The sequence below is a fragment of the Microbispora sp. NPDC046933 genome (genome assembly GCF_040644635.1).
Classification (GTDB): domain Bacteria; phylum Actinomycetota; class Actinomycetes; order Streptosporangiales; family Streptosporangiaceae; genus Microbispora.
The window spans coordinates 210,752-229,941 of the sequence record NZ_JBEYWW010000001.1 but is presented as its reverse complement, the minus strand read 5'-3'; the positions used below and the strand labels follow the sequence as shown (position 1 = coordinate 229,941).

Genomic DNA, 19,190 nt, shown 5'->3' with positions numbered 1-19,190 from the left:
CGCCTGCCGGGGCCGGGAGAGCCTCATCGCCCGCCGGCGTATCCCAGCTCCCAGGCCCGTACGGCGATGCCGACCCGGTTGCGCACGCCGAGCTTGCGCTGGATGCTCGCCACGTGCGTCTTGACCGTGCCCGGCGAGATGAACAGCTCGGCGGCGATGTCGGCGTTGGTCTTCCCCTCGGCCACCTGGCCGGCGATCTCGATCTCGCGCTCGGTCAGCGGCTCCGGCGGCGGCGTGTGCCGGGGACCGTCGCCCGTGACGTGCCTGAGCAGCCGCACCGTGACCGAGGGGCTGATCAGGGTGTCGCCGGCCACGGCGGCCCGGACCGCCTCGACCAGCAGCGCGGGGCCCGAGCGCTTGACCAGGAACCCCGACGCGCCGTGCCGCAGCGCCGGGTAGACGTACTCGTCCAGGTCGAAGGTCGTCACGACCACGACCTTGACCGGGATCGCCGCGCCGGGACCGGCGAGGGAGCGGGTCACCTCGAGCCCGTCCATCCTGGGCATGCGGATGTCGACGAGCGCCACGTCCGGCTGGAACCGACGGGCCATCTCCACCGCGGCCACCCCGTCGGCGGCCTCGCAGACGACCTGGATGTCCGGCTGGCTCTCCAGGATGCGGCGCAGGCCCCGCCGCACCATCTCCTGGTCGTCGGCGATCAGGACACGAATGGTCACCCGCCGATTCTTCCAGCCCCGCACACTCGTCCCGGGGCCGGGAGCGGCCCGCGGCGGTGTCACGCCCGGTCCGGCTCCTCGAACGTCATCGACACGTGCTCGGCGGTGGCCGTCATCAGGGCCCGCCGGGGCAGGCCCAGCTCGCTCAGCTCCTTGGCGATCGGGTGGTTGCCGAGGCGGACGAGCGCGCCGCCCGGCCGCCAGCGGATCTTCCGGGCGCGGACCGTCCAGGGGATGCGGCGGGTGACCCCGTCCAGGTGGGCGTAGGCGTCCGGCACGGGCAGGGCCTCACCGAGCGGCGGCGGGGGCGTCGCCGGCATGCCGGGCCTGATCAGCAGGTCGACGACCATCCGGCCGTCCCTGCGGAGCAGGCACCGCTTGTACGGCGAGCCGAGCCGCAGATCCACGTCGGCCAGCTCCTTGGGGAAGCCCCAGATGGTCCGCCCGGCCTCCAGCGTGAACGTCTGGTCGACCGGCAGCCAGTGGACGAAGGCGCCCGACCCCGCCCCGCGCAGGTCCTTCAGCCCGGCCAGCGGCCCCCGCCTCGGCGGCGGGCCCGCGTCGGCGGGCCGCACGAGGAAGGTGACCCCGAACTCGTTGTAGGAGCCCAGGTCGGAGTCGTGGTAACGGACGAACACCAGCGAGCACAGGGCCTTGCCCGGCAGGACCTCGGTGACGTCCATCCTGGAGTACGCGAGGACCGCGCGGGCGGCGTCGGCCCGCACCAGGTAGGCGGCGAGGCAGACCGACGCGTCGCGGACCTCCACCGGCGTCTCGACCCTGCGACCCTGGACGACATGGCTTGCCATCAAAGTCGCGCGGAGGGGACCGCCTGCTTCAGCAGGTGGGTGAATCCGCGCTTCCCCCCCTCGGGTTTTGTCAGTGCCTTGCAGTAGCGTGGTGGTCTGGTTACTGAGGGTGGGAGGTGGATGTGCGCAGGTCGTTCAAGTTCCTGTTGCGCCCCACCCGTAAGCAGGCCGCCGCGCTCGCCACCTGCCTTGAGGATCACCGGCAGCTCTACAACGCCGCCCTTGACCACCGGCGCACCGCCTACCGCAAGGCGGGCGTCACGGTTCGCTACGGCGACCAGTCCGGGGAGTTGAAGGACTTCCGTGCCGACGATCCCGCCGGTCAGGGCCGGTGGTCGTTTTCCTCCCAGCAGGCCACGCTGCGCCGCCTGGACAAGGCGTTCGCCGCGTTCTTCAAGCGCGTCCGCGAGGGACGTGCGCCGGGGTTCCCGCGTTTCAAGGGGCGCGGCTGGTTCGACACCGTGGAATGGCCGAAAGACGGCGACGGGTGCCGGTGGGACTCCCAGCCGGAACACCCGACGGCGACGTTCGTCCGCTTGCAGGGCATCGGGCACGTCCGAGTGCATCGGCACCGGCCGGCGCGCGGCCGGGTGAAGACGATCTCGGTGAAGCGGGAAGGCAACCACTGGTTTGTGATCCTGTCGTGTGATGACGTGCCCGCCCGCACCCTGCCCGCGACCGGTGCGGCCGTCGGCATCGACATGGGCGTGGCCTCGCTGGTCACGACCAGCGACGGCGATCCCCTGGCCAACCCGCGCCACCTCAAAGCGTCCGCCGGGCGTCTGGCCTCTGCTCAGCGAGACCTGGCCCGCAAGAAACGCGGCTCCAAACGCCGCCACAAGGCCGTAGTGCGGGTGGCCGCCCTGCACGCTAGGGTGCGGCGGCAGCGTCTCGACGGCGCGCACAAGGCCGCCCTGGCGTTGGTGCGCGCCTACGACGTGATCGTGCATGAGGACCTGCGGATTGCGAATATGACCCGCAGCGCGTCCGGCACGATCGAGGCCCCCGGCCGGAACGTCGCGGCCAAGTCGGGGTTGAACCGGAGCATCCTGGACGCGGGTTGGGGGGTGTTCCTGCGAGTCCTCGCGCACAAGGCTGAAAGCGCCGGTCGGGAGCTGATCGCAGTGAACCCCGCCAACACCTCCCGCGCGTGCGCCCGATGCGCGCATGTGGCGAAGGAGAACCGCGTCACCCAGGCCATGTTCTGCTGTATGGCGTGCGGGCATAGCGCGCACGCCGACGTGAACGCGGCGATCAACATTCTCAGGGCAGGGCTTGCCCTTCGCGACGCTGCGGAAGCGGCTTAGCGAGAAGCCGCTCCCTTCAGGGAGCGGAGGAGTCACGCTTCCAGTACAGCAAAGCCCGGCGGCCGGGCGACAGCCGTACGGCGGCAAGGTTTCGGCAGGCACCTGCGGGGAGTGGCGACCCGGCCCCCGCAGGATGCCGCCGTCACACCGCGGGAAGGGCCGTCGGTCCGGTGGGCACGGTGGCGGGGGGAACGTCGGGCGTCAGGCGCCAGTACCCGTACGGGTTGAAGCCGAAGCTCTCCTCGTCGTACCGGTGACATGGATGCCTCTCCAGCAGCCATCGCGGGCCGTCTGGGGAGAGACGGAACCCCTCGCCGTCGGAGATCATCACTGCCCGGTCCTCGGTCAGCAGGTAGAGCGCCAGGTTGTCCATGAGGTCCACCGCGTCCTCGACCTGCTGCCGGTGCGGCCGCTGCATGTCCGGCCAGTCGACCTCGAGTTCCACGTCGGGCGCGCCCAGCAGATGCATGCCGCAACTAGTGATCAGGTTTCCGGACGCGAGCGGCCGCGTGACCCAGGCGTCGAAGAGGGGGATGGCCAGCCCCACCCAGTCCGTCGCCTCGGCCGCCCGATCCGCCAGCGAAAGCCACCGGTCACGGCCGTGGGTCAGGCCGCTGCTCTCGTTCTTCACAGCGGTGGCGCCGGAGCGGAGCAGCGCGCCCGCCACCGCCAGCATGCGCCGCGAGACGTCGAACACCTCGCTCCACGCGCCTCCCGGCAGTTTGTGACCGTGCTCGGCCCCCGCGAGCACGTGCCGCCGCGGGTCGAACGCGATGTGCTGCGGCATCGACGGCGAGAGTACGTACACCACGGAGTCGTGCGTCTCCACGGCCTCCTCGTCGGACTCGTCGAAGGAGTCGTCGAACACGCTGGCCGCGAACGCCCTGGGCATCCGAGGATCGCCGACGGGCCGGAAGCTGTCGCGGTCGACGGTGAAGCCGGGCCCACCGACCCTGCCGACGACCTCCTCCACCGTGCGAAGGTCCAAGCCGGAGCCGAGCACGCAGAGCACGTGCCGCGGGAGTACGTCGTAATTCTGCTCGAACATGTGCAGAACCGTACGGAAGGCACCCCGCTAGGGAATCACCCGTGAGGATGCCAGACAGTCACCCGTGAGGATGATCAAAAGAGGTAGCGCGCGCCGTACGGCGGAAGGCCGACCTCCCGGCGGGCACGCGGAGTTCGGTGTGTCGGCCGACAGGCAAGCCGGTACGCGGTCTTCCGCCGCAGGCCGTGACCGCGTACCGGCTCACCGGAAGGCGCGTCAGCGCGCGGGTGCGGCGACGCGTACGAAGTCGGTCAGCGACAGGGGCGTGACCTGCGGATACCTGGCGTTGTCCAGGCTGTCGAACTTGGCCTTGCCGCTCACCATGCACCACTGGTATTGCAGCGCCACATAGTCGAACGGGTTGTGAGTGAGCGCCGCCTGACGGGTGATCTCCGCGCGCAGGTCGTCGGCGGTGCCAAGGTGGCGCAGTCGCAGGGTGCGGCCGGAGCCGCGCTGGACCGCATCGTGGAACTGGCGCATCGACATGACCTCACCGGCGAAGCGCAGCGTGCCGGTGGCGGACGGGTCGAGGGCGACGCGGGCGGTGTAGGCGGCGGTGTCGGCCACCGAGGTCAGGTCGAGCGGCTGGTCGGGGTCTCCCCAGTGGGACAGGGTGCCCTGCTCCCAGTCGATGAGCCCCATGAAGCCGGTCATCACCTCGTAGAAGGCCCCGTTGAGCACGGAGACCACCTCTAGGCGGGTGCCGGCGCGCGCGGCGGCGGCCTGCCGGCGCCAGTCCATCATGAAGTTGTCGCCGTCGTCCAGCTTGGTCACATCGATGGCGAAGTCGGACGGGATGAACCGACGGGCGCCGGCCTTCTCCGCGGCGCGCACGAGGTTGGCCTGCCCGTCCACGATCACTTCGGGGCCGCCCTGGACGGCCGAGATCACGGTCGTGGCGTCGCCGACGGCCTCGGCCAGTCGCTCGGCCGGATCGGTGATGTCGCCCTCGACCAGCTCCAGGCCGTCGGCCCGCAGAGCGGTCAGGGAACTCTTCTTCTCCTCGCCGGTGCCGGGCCGCACCAGGGCCCGTACGGGGACGCCCTGGTCGAGAAGGGCTTGGACGATCTGGCCGCCGAGCAGCCCGGTGGCGCCGGCCACAAAGATCTTGGGAAAAGAGGACATGGTGGGGACTCCTTGCGAGAAACCAACGTGGACGCTCACCTGTGGGGCCCGTGACCGGGCCGGAGGGGGCGTTTCGAGATTCGGTCAGGGGATGAGCAGGGTCTTGCCGACGGTGCCGCGCGCCTCGATGGCGGCATGCGCGTCGGCCGCCCGCTCCAGAGGGAAGCGTTGGCCGATAACCGGCGTGAGCTGTCCGGCCGCGGCCAGTTCCAGGACCTCGGTCGCCAGGTCGCGGGCGAGGGCGGGCCTGCTCCAGATGAGACCCGCGCTGAACCCGGTCAGGGTCAGGCCCCGGCCGACCAGTTCCATGGGCCGGACCTCCAGCGGCGTGCCGCTGGAGAAGCCGAACGCGATCTGGCGTCCGGCGCCCGGGGTGAGCAGCTCGAACGATTCGCGTCCGAGCGCTCCGCCGACATGGTCGAAGACCACGTCCATCGAGCCGCCCACGGCGTCACGAGCCCGGCCCGTCCAGCCGGGGAGCGTGTAGTCCACCACGTGGTCGGCACGCAGCTTGCCGAGCAGGGCGAGCTTGTGCTCCCCGCGCGCCGCCGCGACGACCGTCGCCCCGACCCGCTTGAGCAACTGCACCAGGAGCGTGCCGACGGCACCCGCGGCCGCCAGCACCAGGACCCGGTCACCGGCGGTCACGCGGGCCGCCCTGATCAGGCCCTGGGCCGTGACGCCGTACCGGTAGAGGGCGACGGCCTCGGGCAGGCCGATGCCGTCGTCGACCGGGATGAGGGTGCCGGCGGGGACGACGGCGGTCTCGGCGTACCCGCCCAAGCCCGTGGTGCTGGCCAGGACCCGCGCGCCGATCAGGGCGGTATCGCCGCCGGGACCGACCTCGGTGACCAGTCCGGCGATCTCCTTGCCGAGGATCACCGGCAGAGGCGCGCCGCCGAGCGCGCCGCGCATCGTCCCCGCGCGGACCCGCGTCTCCAGGAACTGGACGCCGACCGCGGCCACCTGCACCGCGACCTCGCCTGCCGTCGGCCTCGGTGTGGGCACGTCCGCGACGCGCAGTTGGGCCGGTGGCCCGAATTCGTGCAGCAAAACGGCACGCATCTGACATCACTTCCTTGGTGGAGAAGCAGTTTTGGGTGTGCGCGACGACGGCGACAGGCAGACGGCCGTGCCGCGTTCGGGCGCGCGAGAACCGGGACCGGCAGGGACTACGACAGCCCTGGCCCGGGTCGATGGAAGCCGGCCGCCGCGGACGGAAGCGCGGCGACCTATCGAGGACGGCAGGCAGCGCGATGCCACGAGCCGAGAGGGTGTGGAGCGGCGGCGGCAGCACCGGACTTCTACATGGCCGCAGTTCTACGTTCTGGCGTGGACGGACGACACAACCGTGATGGGCTCATTGCCCGTTTTTGATCGCTTCGCTGAGCGCGCCGAGGCTCGCGGCCAGTTGCTCGATGTCAGCCGCCTCCCAGTCCGCAAGCAGGGCGGCGACGGCGGCCGCGCGCGCCTTCCAGAGCTTGCTGATGGCGAGCTTTCCAGCCCGGGTGACGCTCACCAGTTGTGCCCGGGCATCGGCCGGATCGGGCCGGCGTTCGATGAATCCCCGTGACTCCAGGCGTTTGGCCGGAGGCGACAGGGTGGACTTGTCCACCTCCATCAGCTCCGCCAGGACCGACAGCCGCACCGGCGCGTGCAGCGACACCTGGGCCAGCAGGGTGTAGTCCCCCAATGACAGCTCCAGCCCGGAGGACGCCATGATCTTCCGCCGGGTGGCCGGAGAGAACATCCAGTTGCCCACCGTGGCCAGCGCTGCCGCCACTCCGTCGACGGCCTCACGCTGCGGGCGAGACAGGCCGTCCTTGCCGGCCGACACGTGCTCCATCACACCGTTCCCGAAAGGTTGGTTGTGCCAAACCAACTATCTCGCATGAGCAGACTCGATGCAAGTGCATGTACTCAACGGTTGAGGTAGAGCAGGACGGCCAGCACGCGGCGGTGGTCCTCCTCCGAGCCGGGCAGGCCGAGCTTGGCGAGGATCGAGCTGACGTGGGTCTCCACCGTCCGGTCGGTCAGGTAGAGCCGACGGGCGATGCCGACGTTGGTACGGCCCTCCGCCATCAGCGCCAGCACCTCCCGCTCCCGGGCGCTGAGCGACGCGAGGGGGTCGGCGGCCCGGCGTACGCCGATGAGACGCGAGACGACCTCGGGGTCGAGGGCGGACCCGCCCGCCGCCACCCGGCGCAGCGTGTCGAGGAAGTCGTCCACGTCGAAGACCCGGTCCTTGAGCAGGTAGCCGAACCCGCCGCGGGACACCAGGTCGACGGAGTGCCGGGTCTCGACGTGCTGGGAGAGCAGGACGATGCCGAGGCCGGGGTGGGCGTCGCGGATCCGCCGGGCCGCCCGAGCGCCGTCGTCGGTGTGGTCGGGCGGCATCCGGATGTCCGCGATGACCAGGTCGGGATCGGCGGCGTCCACGGCGGCGACCAGCCCGGGGGCGTCCTGGGCCTTGGCCACGACCTCGTGCCCGGCGTCGGCGAGCAGCCGGGCCAGCCCCTCCCTGAACAGGGCGGAGTCCTCACCGATCACGACGCGCACGGCAGCACCGCCTCCACCGTCGTCCCGCCGCCCTCCGGGCTGGACAGCCGCAGCGCGCCGCCCGCCGCGCGGACCCGGTCGGCCAGGCCCGCCAGCCCGGCGCCCGGCCGCATCTCGGCCCCGCCCCGCCCGTCGTCGCTGATCCGCACGGTGACCCGGTCGCCGGTCCGGCTGACGCGGACGCCGATGGCGGCGGGGGCGGCGTGCTTGACCGCGTTCGTCATCGCCTCGCTCGCCACGTAGTAGGCGGTCGTCGCCACGTCGTCGGGCAGGTCGTCGGCCGACACGTCGAGCGCCACGGGCACCGGGACCTTGCCGGCCAGCATGACCAGCGCGTTGCCGAGACCGTCGTCGAGGCTGCTCGGCCGCAGTCCGTGCGCGATCTGCCGCAGCTCGGTGACCGCGACGGCCAGCTCGGTCACCCACCCGTCCAGCACGGTGCCGAGGTCTGCCGTGCCGTCGCCGAGGTGGCGCTGGGCGAGCCGGATCGCCATGCCGAGGGACACCAGGCGCTGCTGGGCCCCGTCGTGCAGGTCGCGTTCGAGCCGCCGCCGCTCCTCGTAACCGGCGTGCAGCAGCCGGGTCCGGCTGGCCTCGGCCTCTTCGAGCGCCCTGCTCACCTCGATCCGCAGCCGGACCACCTCGATGAGCAGTGCGCTCGCGTCGGCCGCCTCGCGCAGCAGCTCCCGGCTCCCCGCCCGGCCGCGTACGATCGCCCCGATCTCGTGGCCCCCGAGCCGTACGGGTGTCACGGGGGAGTCGCCGGGATCGAGGGGGGCGCCTGCCGCGTCGACCAGCCCGGTGGGACCGGTGGCGTCGACCGGCCCGGGGGCATCGGTCGCGTCGACCGGCCCGGTGGCACCGGGCAGCCGGTAGCCGACGCGCAGCTCCGGATCCCGCAGCGCCTCGCGCAGCGCCGCCTCCAGTTCCTCCGGCCGCGCCAGCCCGGCGTGCATGCGGTCGCGCAGCCGCCGTACGGCGGTCAGCACGGCCTGCCGGGCCGGGTAGAACCGGCGGTCCACCCGGCGCTGGAGCCGGACGCGCAACGGGGACAGCGCGGCGGCGCAGACGGCGGTGGCGGCGGCCGCCGCGACGGGCGAGCCGCGGCCGGCGCCGAGACCGACGAGGAACGAGGCGGCCGTGTAGAAGCCGAGCAGGACCGCGGTCACCATGCCGTAGGTGACCGCCGCGCTGATCGCCCGGTCGACGTCGTAGAGGTCGTGGCGCAGCACCGCGATCGCGGTCGCCACCGGGATCGACACGGCCGTCGCCGCCAGGCCGATCACCACCAGGTCGGAACTGCCGAGGAACAGGTAGCTGGCCCAGCACAGCAGCAGCGTGAGCGGCAGGAAGCCGCCGCCGAGGGCGAACCACTTGAGCCGCGCCCGGCTGATCTCGTCGGCCGCCCGCCGGTAGCGGATCACCATCGCCGCCGCCGAGGCGACCAGCAGCCCGAGGAAGACCGGCAGCAGCGCCACTCCCACGATCCCCAGCACCGGCAGGTACGCCTCCGGAGGCCGCAGCAGGTGGGGCGTGCTCCCGAACGGCGGCGGGTAGGCGCCGGGGACGCAGGCCGCGAGCAGCATGAACAGCGCGGGCACGACCAGCAGCCCGGCGACGGCCCAGCGCCATCGCCGCCCCGGCAGGCGCCCGTCGGGAAAGACGAGCGTGAGCAGCGCCGCCGGCACGTACAGGAACATCCAGTCGCCCTGCGACAGCGCCGCGTAGACCTCGGAGAACGGCAGTCCCGGGCGCCGTGCGGCGAGGCTCTCGTACAGCTCGCCGACCGTCAGCCGCACGGACGTCGCCCCGGCCAGCACGAGCAGCAGGCCCACCACGCTGCGCGGCCGCCGCGTGGCGACCAGCACGCCGAGCACGACGGAGGGCAGGGCGAGCGCGGTGCCGATCGCGAGCGTCAGGCCGTCCTGCAGCGGCGCGCCGTCACCGGCGAGCACGGTCAGCGTCACCCCGACGCCCGTCAGCGCGCACACCACCAGCACGGCGGCGTACGCGAGCAGACGGGGGAGTGCCACGAGCACACCGTAGGCCGTGGGGCGGCCGGGGTGAATACGTGCCAGCACGGAGATGGAACCGGGGGCGGCCCGGATCCGCCGGCGGGGCCTGCGCGCTCACACTGCGGATGTCGGCAACCCGCAGCTCAGGAGAAGCCCATGAAACGCTCCGTCCCTCTCGTCATCGGCCTGGTCATCGCAGGCCTGTTCGGTCTCATCGACGTGATCTCGGTGCCGTTCGGCGACGGTGAGCACCCGCCGTTCGTGGTGGCCCTCGCCGACGGCGTACTCGGCCTGATCACCGTGGTCGGTGTCGTACTGGCCTGGCGCGGCAGCCGCGCCGGGGTGGTGGCCGTGATCGTCACCAGGCTGCTGTCGGCGCTCACCGCCGTGCCGGCGTTCTTCTCCGACGGGGTCCCGGCGCCGGCGGTCGCGGTGGCCGCGGTCGGCATCGTGCTCACCCTCGCCTGCGTCGCGTTCCTCGCGCCGGCGCTGCGCTCCCACGCCTGACCTTTCCTTCGGTTGAGGAGAATCCATGGAAACGGCTCCGCCGCACACTCGTCACGCGCCGCTCGCGCTGGCGTTGTTCACCGCGCCGTGGGGATTCGTCGTCGCCAACGCCGCGTACGCCTGGGCCACGCGCGGCGGGGGAAGCGACGCCACCGGCGCGGAGGCGCTCGCGCTCGCGGCGGCCCATCCCGGCGAGACGCGCCTGGCCACCGTCGCCGCGATGCTGGGCAGCCTGCTCATGGTCCCGGCGGTCCTCGGCGCCAGGCGGCTGCTCGCGGGCCGGAGCTCCAGGCTCGGCTTCCTCGGCGCGACCCTCATGGCAGGCGGCTACATCTGCTACTTCGCGATCGCCTTCAGCGGGATCACCGTGGACGTGATGGCGCGGCGCGGGGGCCCTCTCGCGGATTACGCGGCGGTCGTCGACGGCGCCCAGAGCGACCCGTCGGCCGTCTGGGTGTTCCTGCTCTTCGTGCTCGGCAACCTGGTCGGCACGCTGCTGCTCGGGCTGGCCCTGCTCCGCGCCCGCGTGGTGCCGCTCTCGGCCGCGGCCGGAATCATGGCGTGGCCGCCGCTGCACGTGATCGGGCTCGTCGCCGGCACCGAGTGGTTCGAGGTCGCGGGTGCGCTCACCCAGACAGCCGGCCTGGCCGTCACCGGCAGCCGCCTGCTGGCCGCGTCCCGGCGATCCGCGGACGCGCCCGCCCCTGTCGGCGCCGGCCGCTAGACGTTCTGCCCCGACAGGTCGGCCAGGCGGCCGGCGGGAGAGCGGTCCGGCAGGGCGGCGACGGAGCTCGGGGCCTGCGCCCAGCGCTCGAGCAGGGCGACGAACTCCCCGGCCACGGCGGGCCAGTTGTAGTGGTTCAGCGCCTCGACGTAGCCCCGGGCGCCCATCGCGGCACGCCGTTCCGCGTCCTCACGCAGGCGGAGCACGCACTGCACGACCGCGTCGGCCACCGCGCCGGCCTCGCCGAACGGGACGATCGTCCCGCAGTCGACCCGCCCGACCAGGGACGCCGCCCTCGGCAGCGGGGTCGTGACGACGGGAACGCCGCGGGCCATGTACTCGATGACCTTCGTGGGCGTCGACTCGCGGTAGTTCGGCACGTCGTGCAGCAGGGACAGCCCGGCCAGGGCGCCCTCGGCCATCCGCAGCGCGTGGTTGTTGGGGACGTACCCGAACCAGTCGAGCAGCCCCGCGCGCTGCGCGTCGCGCAGCATCGGACGCACCGAGGCGTCGGCCGGTCCGATCAGGTCCAGGCGGATGCCGTACGGCCTGAGCCGTTGGGCGATCTCCAGCATCTCGGCCGCGCCGCGCGCGAGGGAGATGTGGCCCACGTAGACGATCCGGGAGTCCCCCGGCGGTGCGGGCGGCGTCTGCGGCACGTACGTGTGGTTGGGCACCACGGGATGCGCGCCGGGGAAGCGCTCACGGTAGGACTCCTCGGCGAGGATGAGGTGGAGGCGCCGCTCCGCCCGGCCCTCGACCGCGCGGATCAGCGGCGGCAGGACGCTCCGCAACGGCCCAGGCAGGTACGCCTTGGCGTTCAGCGCGCCGATCGTGTCCTCGTGGACGTCCCAGACCGTGGGTGGCCGCCTGCGCGGCAGCGCGAGCAGCAGCTCGATGTCGTGCACGAGCAGCAGGTCGGCGTCCCGCACCGCCTTGCGCAGGGCGGAGGCGGCGGCCCGCAGCGCCTTGCCCCGGTGCAGGCCCACGGCCCTCGGCACGTCGACGGCCCGGATGCCCGGCCGCGGCGTCACGTTGCAGTGCGTGAACGGCGCGACGAAGGTCACCTCGTGCCCGGCGTCGAGCAGCGCCCGGATCTGCCGGTGGGTGATCCGGGCGTCCTCGGGGTGATGGACTGTCGTGCCGACGCATACCCTCATATGGGGAGGCTGACCGCACCGTCCGAAATGACCGGATGCGCTGGGTGAATGCCCCTCGAAATGCCGCTTAACTTCCGGTGTTCGCCGGCTGCGGCACCTGCCCCCTCGGCCTGCGGTACAGCCAGGTCAGCCGGGGTTCGAGCAGCCACTTGAACGCCGTACGGGTGATCGGCAGGCACAGCACGATGGCCAGGGCGAAGCAGGAGCACGCGATGGCCGCCACCCCGAGCGGGCCGTACAGCCAGGAGAAGCTGAGCCAGCCCATCTCCTTGGCGATCATCACCGGCACGCCGTGCAGCAGGTAGCAGTAGAGCGTGCGGGTGCCGAGGTCGGTGAACCACGTCTGGCGCCGGGGGACCAGCGACATCACGGCCGCCGACATCGCCAGCGCGGCCATCAGCAGGGCCGTCCGCAGCAGCATGCCCTTCCACCAGACCAGGTGGAGGTCCTTGTAGCTGTTCTTGTAGTAGATCGGGCCGAGCTTGATCGAGTAGTTCCTCACGAGGAAGACGGCCACGCCGGCCGCGCCGAGCAGGACGACCACCGACAGCACCCGCACCCAGCGGCGCTTGAGGAAGTCGAAGACCTCCGGCTTGAGCACGAGGCCGAGGACGAAGAACGGCAGCAGGCCGAAGAAGCGGTCCATGCTGAAGTCGCCGGTCAGCTCGGAGAACCCGGCGAACAGATACACGGCGATCGAGATGACGAACGGGTACTTCATCCGCTTCCACACAGGTGTGGACAGTCGCCAGAACAGCAGCGCGAGCAGATACCAGTTCAACCAGGCCGGGTCCATGATCGTAAGGCTGAACTTGTGCCCGAAGGCGGTGCGCAGCAGGGCATACCCCAGCTCGACGATCACATACGGCACCAGGAACGTGTCGACCAGCTTGTTGGTCTTGGCGTTCGAGTTCCAGAAGTTCCTGGACAGGTAACCGCTGACGATGACGAACAGCGGCATGTGGAAGACGTAGATGAACAGGTACGCCGCCCGGGCGGAGTCGGCCGCGAGCGTCGGGACCAGCGCGTGCCCGATCGGCACCAGGGCGATGCCGACGAACTTCACGTTGTCCAGGTAGGGGTCGCGCGGCTTCCTGGCCCGGGGCGCCGGCTCCTGCTCGGGCTCGTCCTCCAAGCCGTCCTGCTGTCCCGTACCGCGGGCGAACGGGTCGTCCGGCCGGGCGGGCGCCTCGGCCCAGGCGGGCAGCGGAGCGCGCAGCGGCCTGCCGAGCGGGCCGGTCTGGCGGGGGTCGTTCGCGCCGCCGGCGCCGTCCTGGGAGCGCCGCCAGGGATCCCACTGGGCGGGGTCGGCTTCCTGACCGGGCCACGCGGTGGCCGGCGCGTCCGGCACGGGTGCGGCGCCGAAGGCCGCGTGCGGGGCGGCCCCGGGGAAGGCGTCCGGCACGCCCCGCCTGCCGCGCGGGCCACGGGAGGTCTCGGGGGCCGGCGCGGCGCCGAAGGGGTCGTCCGGCGTGAAGGCCGGGCCGGCGCCGGACGGGGGAGTGTCGAGGAAGGGGTTCGCCGTGCTGCCGACGGCGGACGCCGGCGGCTCGGGGAAGCCTGGAGGTTCGGGGAAGCCCGGGGATTCAGGGAAGCCCGGGGATTCGGGGAAGCCGGGGAATCCCGTCCCCAGCGGCTCGGGCCCGGCGCCGAAGGCCGGTGCCGGGAAGGCGGGAGAGTCGCCGAAGGGGGGCGTGGGGACGTCGGAGGCGTCCTGGGAACCGAGGCTCGACGACCGCCGGGCGGCGCCCGGGAAGGCGTCCGAGAGGTTGCGGGGACCGTGTTCGGGGAAGGCCTGCGGCCACGCGGGGCCGTCGGCGGCGCTCACGCCCGGCGCGGCCGAACGCTCTGTGCTTTGACGATCCGGGCCTCTGCCCGTGGAGAAGTAGTCGAAGCCCTCCGGCTGCGGGGCGGACGCGGGTGGCATGCCCAGGCGGGAGGCGCCCGGCGTGCGCGGCTTCCGTACGGGCAGGGGCTGCTTCTCGTACGGCGCGGAACCGGTTGGCGCGGAGCCGGTTGGCGCGGCACTGTTCGGCCCGGTGCTGTTCGGCGCTGCGCTGCTCGGCGACATGCTGTTCGGCGCTGCGCTCTTCGGCGCGAAGCCGGAGCTTTCGGCGCTGCGCGGCTTGCGCATGGGCAGGGGCTGCTTCTCGTACGGCTTGTCGTACGGCGCGGAACCGATGGGCACTGGGCCGGCGGGCGTGGAACCGGTCAGCGCGGCACTGTTCGATGCGGCACTGTTCGATGCGGCACTGTTCGATGGGGTGCTGTTCGGCGCGGTGCTGTTCGGCCCGGTGCTGTTCGGCGCGGCACTGTTCGATGCGGCGCCTGGGCCCTCGGCGCTTCCCGCTTCGGCGGCCGCGCCTGCTGTGCCTGCCGCGCTTCCCGTGCCTGCCGTGCTCCCCGCGGCCCTCTCGCCGCTCTCGTGGCGCCCGTGCGCCGGTGCGGCCGGGCTCTCGTCGCCGGAGGCCGGGAGGCCGCTCTCGTGACGCCCGTGCTCGTGCCACTCGTGTGCCTGGGAGCCGGGCCGGCCCCCGCCCCGCTCCGCCTCCGGACCGCCCGCGGTTTTCGGCTCACGCCGCGGCAGGCCGCCCTCCGGAGCGGGCCAGTCTCCGGTGATGCGGCCTATCACTCCGGTGGGAGCCTCTTCGGCATCGGGGTCGCCTTCCGGGGAACCGGGAACCGGGGGGTGATGGCGGGTGTCACTCACGGGAGAAACGCTCAGCTATCTGTTGGAGGCTCGGGGGGAACGGCCACGCCTGGCGTAGCGTCGCCGCGTCCTTTCGGACACTAGCGAAGGCGCCCCGGCGCATCAGCCCGAACGGGCGAACAGGGCGCGTTCGCCAGGTGTTCACCCTAACGTTCTTGAAGACTGATGTCGCCTCTGGGACTCAACATAACGCATGTGACATCTGTCTGATCTGCTGTCGGACCGCCCGAGACGGAACGGGCCGGGGCCCTCCGTCCTCGTGGACGGTGTGGAGCCCCGGCCCGGGTGTGGACAGGGTGCGACGCGTCAGCTCGCGCAGGGGTTGGTGTCGGCGGTGACGGCGTTGTCGCCCAGGTTGATGGGGGAGCGTGCCCCCTTCCAGTCGGTGCCGATGACGAGCTGGATGACCGGTCCGCGTACCTTGCCCGTGGGCGCGTCCGGCGGGGGCGAGGACGGGGTGAACGGGGTGACGGGGCCGCTCGCCACCTTGCCGGTCTCCGGGCTGACGGGGTTGACCAGCTTGCCGACCAGGATCTTCGAGTAGTTCCAGCCCTGACCGGTGTAGCGGACCATGGTCTTCGGCTGGTCGGTGCCGTCGGGCCGCAGAGCGTTGCCGACGCCGACGACGTTGAAGCCCAGCCCGGCGAGCTCCTCGGCGACCTCCTTGCCCAGGCCGGAGGTGTTGGTGCCGTTGAACACCTGCACCTTGACCTGCTGCGGCTTGGTTACCACCGGCCCGGACGGCGAGGCGGACGCGGCCGGGGTCGCCGGAGCCGTGGGCGTCACCTCGGTGTCGTTCGCGATGGCCTTGAAGAGGTTGCCCGCGGCCGGCTGCTTCCACTGGACGCGGTTCTTGTCGGCGGCGTACGGCTCCCACGGCACGGTGGTGGCCTTGAAGCCCTTCGCCGAGAGCTTCTGCGCGCTCGTCGCGATCTTGATGAGCTCCTCGGTGTTGAGCGCGTCGTCCATGGTGACGGACTTCGCCGCGGCGGCGATGAAGTTCTGCAGCTTGCCGACGTCCGTGAGCAGGGCGCTGCTGGTCGCCTTCTTCACGACCTGGGAGATGAAGACCTGCTGGCGCTTGATGCGGGAGATGTCGCTGCCGTCGCCGAGGCCGTAGCGCAGCCGCACGTAGCCGAGCGCCGCCTCGCCCTTCACGATCTGCTTGCCGGCCGGGAGCGTGAGCTTCGACTTCTTGTCGTTGACGGCCTGCGGCAGGCAGATCTCGATGCCGCCGAGCGCGTTCACGATGTTCTTGAAGCCGGTGAAGTCGACCTTCACGTAGTGGTGGACGCGGATCCCGGTGAGGCTCTCGATGGTGCGGCGCGTGCAGATCATCCCGCCGTCGGAGAACGCGGAGTTGATCATGCCCAGGTGTGCCGGGATGAGCGTCCTGTTCCTGTTGTAACAGGCGGGGATCATCACCATGGAGTCGCGGGGGAAACTGAGCAGCGTCGCACCGTCGCGGTTGGGCGACACGTGCAGCAGCATGATCGTGTCAGTGCGCTCGCCGTCGTTGACGAGGTGCTGGCCGTACTTCTTGTTGTCTCCCGCCCGGGTGTCCGAGCCCACGAGCAGCACGTTGATCGCGCCGGTCTCGTTGACGGGGCGGTCCTTGTCGAGGTCGTCGGTGGACTTGCCCACGTTGAACAGGCCGATCGTGCTCCGGTAGACCTTGTAGGCCGCCAGCGTGCCGATCACCAGCACACAGGTGAGCACGACGCTGATCCAGCCGCCGATCCCCAGGCGGCGACCGCCGCCGCTCCCGCCGCGCCGGCGGGACGGCCTGCCGCCCGGAGGGAGGCCGCCGCCGCCCCCGGACGCGCGGCTCGCGACGGTGGGCGCCGTGGGGGGCGCAGTGGGGGGCTGGCCGTAGCCGGTCTCCTCGTCGCCGCCGCGCCTGCGGCCGCGCCGTCTCGGCGGCTCGTCCTCGTAGGGGGGCTCGGGCGGCTCGCTCGGCTCGGCGCGCCGCCCGCCTCGGCGGCGTCCCTCGCCGTACGTCTCGGGCGGGTGGTCGTCCCTGGGTGGTCGCTGCCCGCCTCGTCTCCCCGGCATCTCCGCGTAGCCGGCGGGGGCGGTCGCCACCGGCATGTCGGCGTATCCGGCAGGTCCGGGAGCCGCTTTGCGGCCTTGCGGGGGCTCGAAGGCGCCGCCGTATGAGCCGTCTTCCGGGGAACCCCAGACTCTCTGGTCGGACGGAGCCGGCGGAGGGACGGAACGCGCGGCGACGCGCCTGCGCTCGCTCACCGCACGCCTGCCCACGAAGCGATAGCGGGGCGACGCGGCGCGGCAGCGGGACGACGCGGCGCGGCAGCGGGGCGACACAGCGCGGCTGCTGGACGACAGGGCGCGGCAGCCGGGCGGCACGATCTGGTGGCCGGACGAGTGGGCGAGAGGCCGGAAGGATTACTGGTTCGCTCGCACACTTGTCCTCCTTGCCTGGCGATCACACGTGGCGCTCCGAGGGTAGGTCACGGGAGCGTCTGCGGGCGCCGCGATTGGGAGGATCCGGGCCGCGATCACGCCGTGCCACGTCCCCCTGATCCAGGGGCAGAGCATACTAAACACCGACATTTTGGGTATGGGATTGAGTTTCCCTTTACCGGGATTTGATGTTGCGCGGCCATTTAGTCAGGTCACGCCGGTCATGTCCGCTCTGCGGAGCCCCCGGACGGACAGGGCGGCGGCCAGACAGGCGAGCGGCACCGCGGGCAGGACGTAGCGGTAGTCGAACTGGGCCGTGACGGGCGGGACGAGCAGCAGCGCCCAGGCCGTCGCCCAGGCGATGCCCCAATCCCAGGATGCCCGGTTCGCATGGACCTGGTTCGCATGGACCTGGTTCGCGTGGGCCCCGTTCGCAGGCGCCCAGTTCGTCTGGGCCTGGTTCGTGTGGGCCTGGTTCGCCTGCGCCGGCCGGCTCGTGCCCACTGGAGGCGTAAGGCGCGCCGTGGGCGTCGTGCCCGCCGCGGGGGTGGTGCCGGCCGTGGTGGTCGTGCCCGCCGCGGGGGTGGTGCCCGCCAAACGGGTCGTGCGCGCCGAGCGGGCCCGCACGGCCCGCACGGCCCAGGCGGCCGGGGGCACCAGGAGGATCACCAGCAGCGCCGTCCCCGGCAGCCGCGCGACCCCCTGGTAGGCCCGCATCAGGCCCGCGAACGGCTCGGAGACGCGCACCGTGAGGGGCCCCCGCTCGTAACGCTGCGCGAACTCCTTGCCCACCACGGCGGGGTGCCGCCCGGGCGGCGGCGGCACGGTCGCCGGAAACTCGTAGTACCCGTACGTCTCGGCGTCGGGGTAAACGGGTCGCCCGAGCGTGAACGACCTGCCGAGCTCGGTCAGCGTGCTGCGGAGGTAGTCGAGCGGCTGGCTGCGGATCGCGAGCGAGGCGAACCTCCCGGCCAGGGCGTCGGTCTCCTTGGTGAACGTGATCCCCGGCAGCCGGACCAGGGGAGACTCGGCGTTCCAGATGTACTCCTGGGACGCCGGCCTGGAGGCGGGGGGCCGGGAGTCGCACAGCACGGCGAGGTCGGCCGGCGGCTTCATCACCGAACAGTCGGCGAACGACATCGTCCGGGCGTAGAGGAAGACGCCGTTCGAACCGACCAGCCCGACGCGCTGGTAGGTCGCGTAGAACCAGCCCGCGTAGCCCGCGACCGGCAGGAGCGCGGCCACCAGGAAGGGCACGGTGAGCCTGGCCACCGCCCTGCCCGGGCGGGCCGCCCCGCTCGCACGGCTCGTCCCGTTCGCACGGCGCGCGCCGTACGCGAGCAGGAAGAGCGCGAAGACGGCGATCAGCGGCAGCCCGACGGTCCTGGTCAGCGTGGCGGCGGCCAGCACGAGGCCGAGCGCGGCGGCCGAGCGCGGCGTGAGCGGGCGGCGCATCGCCAGGCACACGGCCCCCACGACCAGGAACGTGAACAGCGAGTCGGAGACGAGCAGATGCTCCAGCTCGATCTGGTAGGCGTCGAGCAGCACCGGGACGCAGGCCAGGACGGCTGCCCACGCAGGACCGCCGCGCCGCAGCACGGTCACGTAGAGCATCACGCCGACGAGCAGCCCCAGCAGGTGCTGCACGGTCACGACCAGGGCGAAGCTGTGGAACGCCTCCAGGAGCCTCAGGAACATCGAGTAGCCCGCCGGGCGGACGAGGTCCGGCCTCGGCCGCATGGCCGTCACGACGTACGTGTAGGAGTCGGGGAACCACAGCGCGGGCCGGTAGCCGAGCACGGTCACCAGCCGCAGGAGCGCCCCCAGCCCGAAGACCACGAGGAACCACCGGTGCCTGCGCGCCCACCCCGGGAGATCCTCGCGTGTCCAGGCCACCGGGTGCAGCGGATCGCGGGGCGCCAGACGACCGCGCACCCACCCCCCGAGCCTCCCGCGAGCCCAGCCCCCAAGCCGCCCGCCGACAGACCGCCCGCCGACGGACCGCCCGTCCGTGAGCGGGCCGTCGACCAGTCGCTCGTCCGGCCCGTCCGCACGGAGCCGCCGATCCCTGAGCGGCGCCCGCCTCCGGTGCGGTGCCGGGGATCCGCCCGGCCCGCTGGGCCGG

General features: G+C 72.3%; 16 protein-coding genes. 4 read left to right on the top strand and 12 right to left on the bottom strand.

Annotation, left to right across the window (positions count from 1 at the left end; genetic code table 11):
* Positions 1-23 precede the first annotated feature (23 nt).
* Both ABZ857_RS00970 and ABZ857_RS00965 read right to left on the bottom strand, forming a co-directional pair.
* Complete coding sequence (locus tag ABZ857_RS00970; protein WP_357035394.1) at positions 24-677, bottom strand: response regulator transcription factor; 654 nt, start codon at positions 675-677, stop codon at positions 24-26.
* Positions 678-736: 59 nt separating this feature from the next.
* On the bottom strand, positions 737-1,486 hold the full coding sequence (locus tag ABZ857_RS00965; RefSeq protein WP_357035391.1) for an acetoacetate decarboxylase family protein: 750 nt from the start codon (positions 1,484-1,486) through the stop codon (positions 737-739).
* Between the two features lie 122 nt (positions 1,487-1,608).
* On the opposite strand from ABZ857_RS00965, the gene ABZ857_RS00960 reads away from it, so the two are divergent.
* On the top strand, positions 1,609-2,793 hold the full coding sequence (locus ABZ857_RS00960; RefSeq protein WP_357035388.1) for a transposase: 1,185 nt from the start codon (positions 1,609-1,611) through the stop codon (positions 2,791-2,793).
* 142 nt (positions 2,794-2,935) lie between these two features.
* On the opposite strand, the gene ABZ857_RS00955 is transcribed toward ABZ857_RS00960, so the two are convergent.
* The 6 genes from ABZ857_RS00955 to ABZ857_RS00930 all read right to left on the bottom strand — a co-directional run bounded on the left by ABZ857_RS00955 (position 2,936) and on the right by ABZ857_RS00930 (position 9,558).
* Positions 2,936-3,841 (bottom strand): hypothetical protein, encoded by a 906-nt coding sequence (locus ABZ857_RS00955; RefSeq protein ID WP_357035385.1) that lies wholly within the window; start codon positions 3,839-3,841, stop codon positions 2,936-2,938.
* A gap of 216 nt (positions 3,842-4,057) precedes the next feature.
* Positions 4,058-4,966, bottom strand: coding sequence for an NmrA family NAD(P)-binding protein (locus tag ABZ857_RS00950; protein ID WP_357035382.1), 909 nt, complete (start codon positions 4,964-4,966; stop codon positions 4,058-4,060).
* Between the two features lie 84 nt (positions 4,967-5,050).
* Entirely contained in the window at positions 5,051-6,031 is a 981-nt protein-coding gene (locus tag ABZ857_RS00945) for a zinc-binding dehydrogenase (protein ID WP_357035379.1), read from the bottom strand.
* A gap of 295 nt (positions 6,032-6,326) precedes the next feature.
* Entirely contained in the window at positions 6,327-6,812 is a 486-nt protein-coding gene (locus tag ABZ857_RS00940; protein ID WP_357035376.1) for a MarR family transcriptional regulator, read from the bottom strand.
* Between the two features lie 74 nt (positions 6,813-6,886).
* A complete protein-coding gene (locus ABZ857_RS00935; protein ID WP_357035374.1) occupies positions 6,887-7,525 on the bottom strand; it encodes a response regulator transcription factor in 639 nt (212 codons plus the stop codon).
* Positions 7,513-9,558 carry a histidine kinase gene (locus ABZ857_RS00930; RefSeq protein ID WP_357035371.1) on the bottom strand — a complete coding sequence of 682 codons (2,046 nt, stop codon included), beginning with the start codon at positions 9,556-9,558 and terminating at the stop codon, positions 7,513-7,515. The genes ABZ857_RS00935 and ABZ857_RS00930 overlap by 13 nt, the downstream gene beginning before the upstream one ends.
* 138 nt (positions 9,559-9,696) lie before the next feature.
* Here ABZ857_RS00930 and ABZ857_RS00925 point away from each other — a divergent pair, with 138 nt between their 5' ends.
* Both ABZ857_RS00925 and ABZ857_RS00920 read left to right on the top strand, forming a co-directional pair.
* Complete coding sequence (locus ABZ857_RS00925; protein ID WP_357035368.1) at positions 9,697-10,047, top strand: hypothetical protein; 351 nt, start codon at positions 9,697-9,699, stop codon at positions 10,045-10,047.
* A 25-nt stretch (positions 10,048-10,072) separates the two neighbouring features.
* Complete coding sequence (locus tag ABZ857_RS00920; protein ID WP_357035365.1) at positions 10,073-10,771, top strand: hypothetical protein; 699 nt, start codon at positions 10,073-10,075, stop codon at positions 10,769-10,771.
* Here the strand turns inward: ABZ857_RS00920 and ABZ857_RS00915 are convergent.
* Together ABZ857_RS00915 and ABZ857_RS00910 are read right to left on the bottom strand one after the other, a co-directional pair.
* Positions 10,768-11,931, bottom strand: coding sequence for a glycosyltransferase (locus ABZ857_RS00915; RefSeq protein ID WP_357035362.1), 1,164 nt, complete (start codon positions 11,929-11,931; stop codon positions 10,768-10,770). The two genes, ABZ857_RS00920 and ABZ857_RS00915, sit on opposite strands and share 4 nt — an antisense overlap.
* A gap of 67 nt (positions 11,932-11,998) precedes the next feature.
* Positions 11,999-13,858, bottom strand: coding sequence for an acyltransferase family protein (locus tag ABZ857_RS00910; protein WP_357035359.1), 1,860 nt, complete (start codon positions 13,856-13,858; stop codon positions 11,999-12,001).
* A gap of 22 nt (positions 13,859-13,880) precedes the next feature.
* Here ABZ857_RS00910 and ABZ857_RS00905 point away from each other — a divergent pair, with 22 nt between their 5' ends.
* A complete protein-coding gene (locus ABZ857_RS00905) occupies positions 13,881-14,420 on the top strand; it encodes a hypothetical protein (RefSeq protein WP_357035357.1) in 540 nt (179 codons plus the stop codon).
* A 527-nt stretch (positions 14,421-14,947) separates the two neighbouring features.
* On the opposite strand, the gene ABZ857_RS00900 is transcribed toward ABZ857_RS00905, so the two are convergent.
* Together ABZ857_RS00900 and ABZ857_RS00895 are read right to left on the bottom strand one after the other, a co-directional pair.
* Positions 14,948-16,732, bottom strand: a complete 1,785-nt coding sequence (locus tag ABZ857_RS00900) for an LCP family protein (protein ID WP_357035354.1) — start codon at positions 16,730-16,732, stop codon at positions 14,948-14,950.
* A gap of 540 nt (positions 16,733-17,272) precedes the next feature.
* Complete coding sequence (locus ABZ857_RS00895; RefSeq protein WP_357035351.1) at positions 17,273-18,961, bottom strand: hypothetical protein; 1,689 nt, start codon at positions 18,959-18,961, stop codon at positions 17,273-17,275.
* Positions 18,962-19,190: the final 229 nt, after the last annotated feature.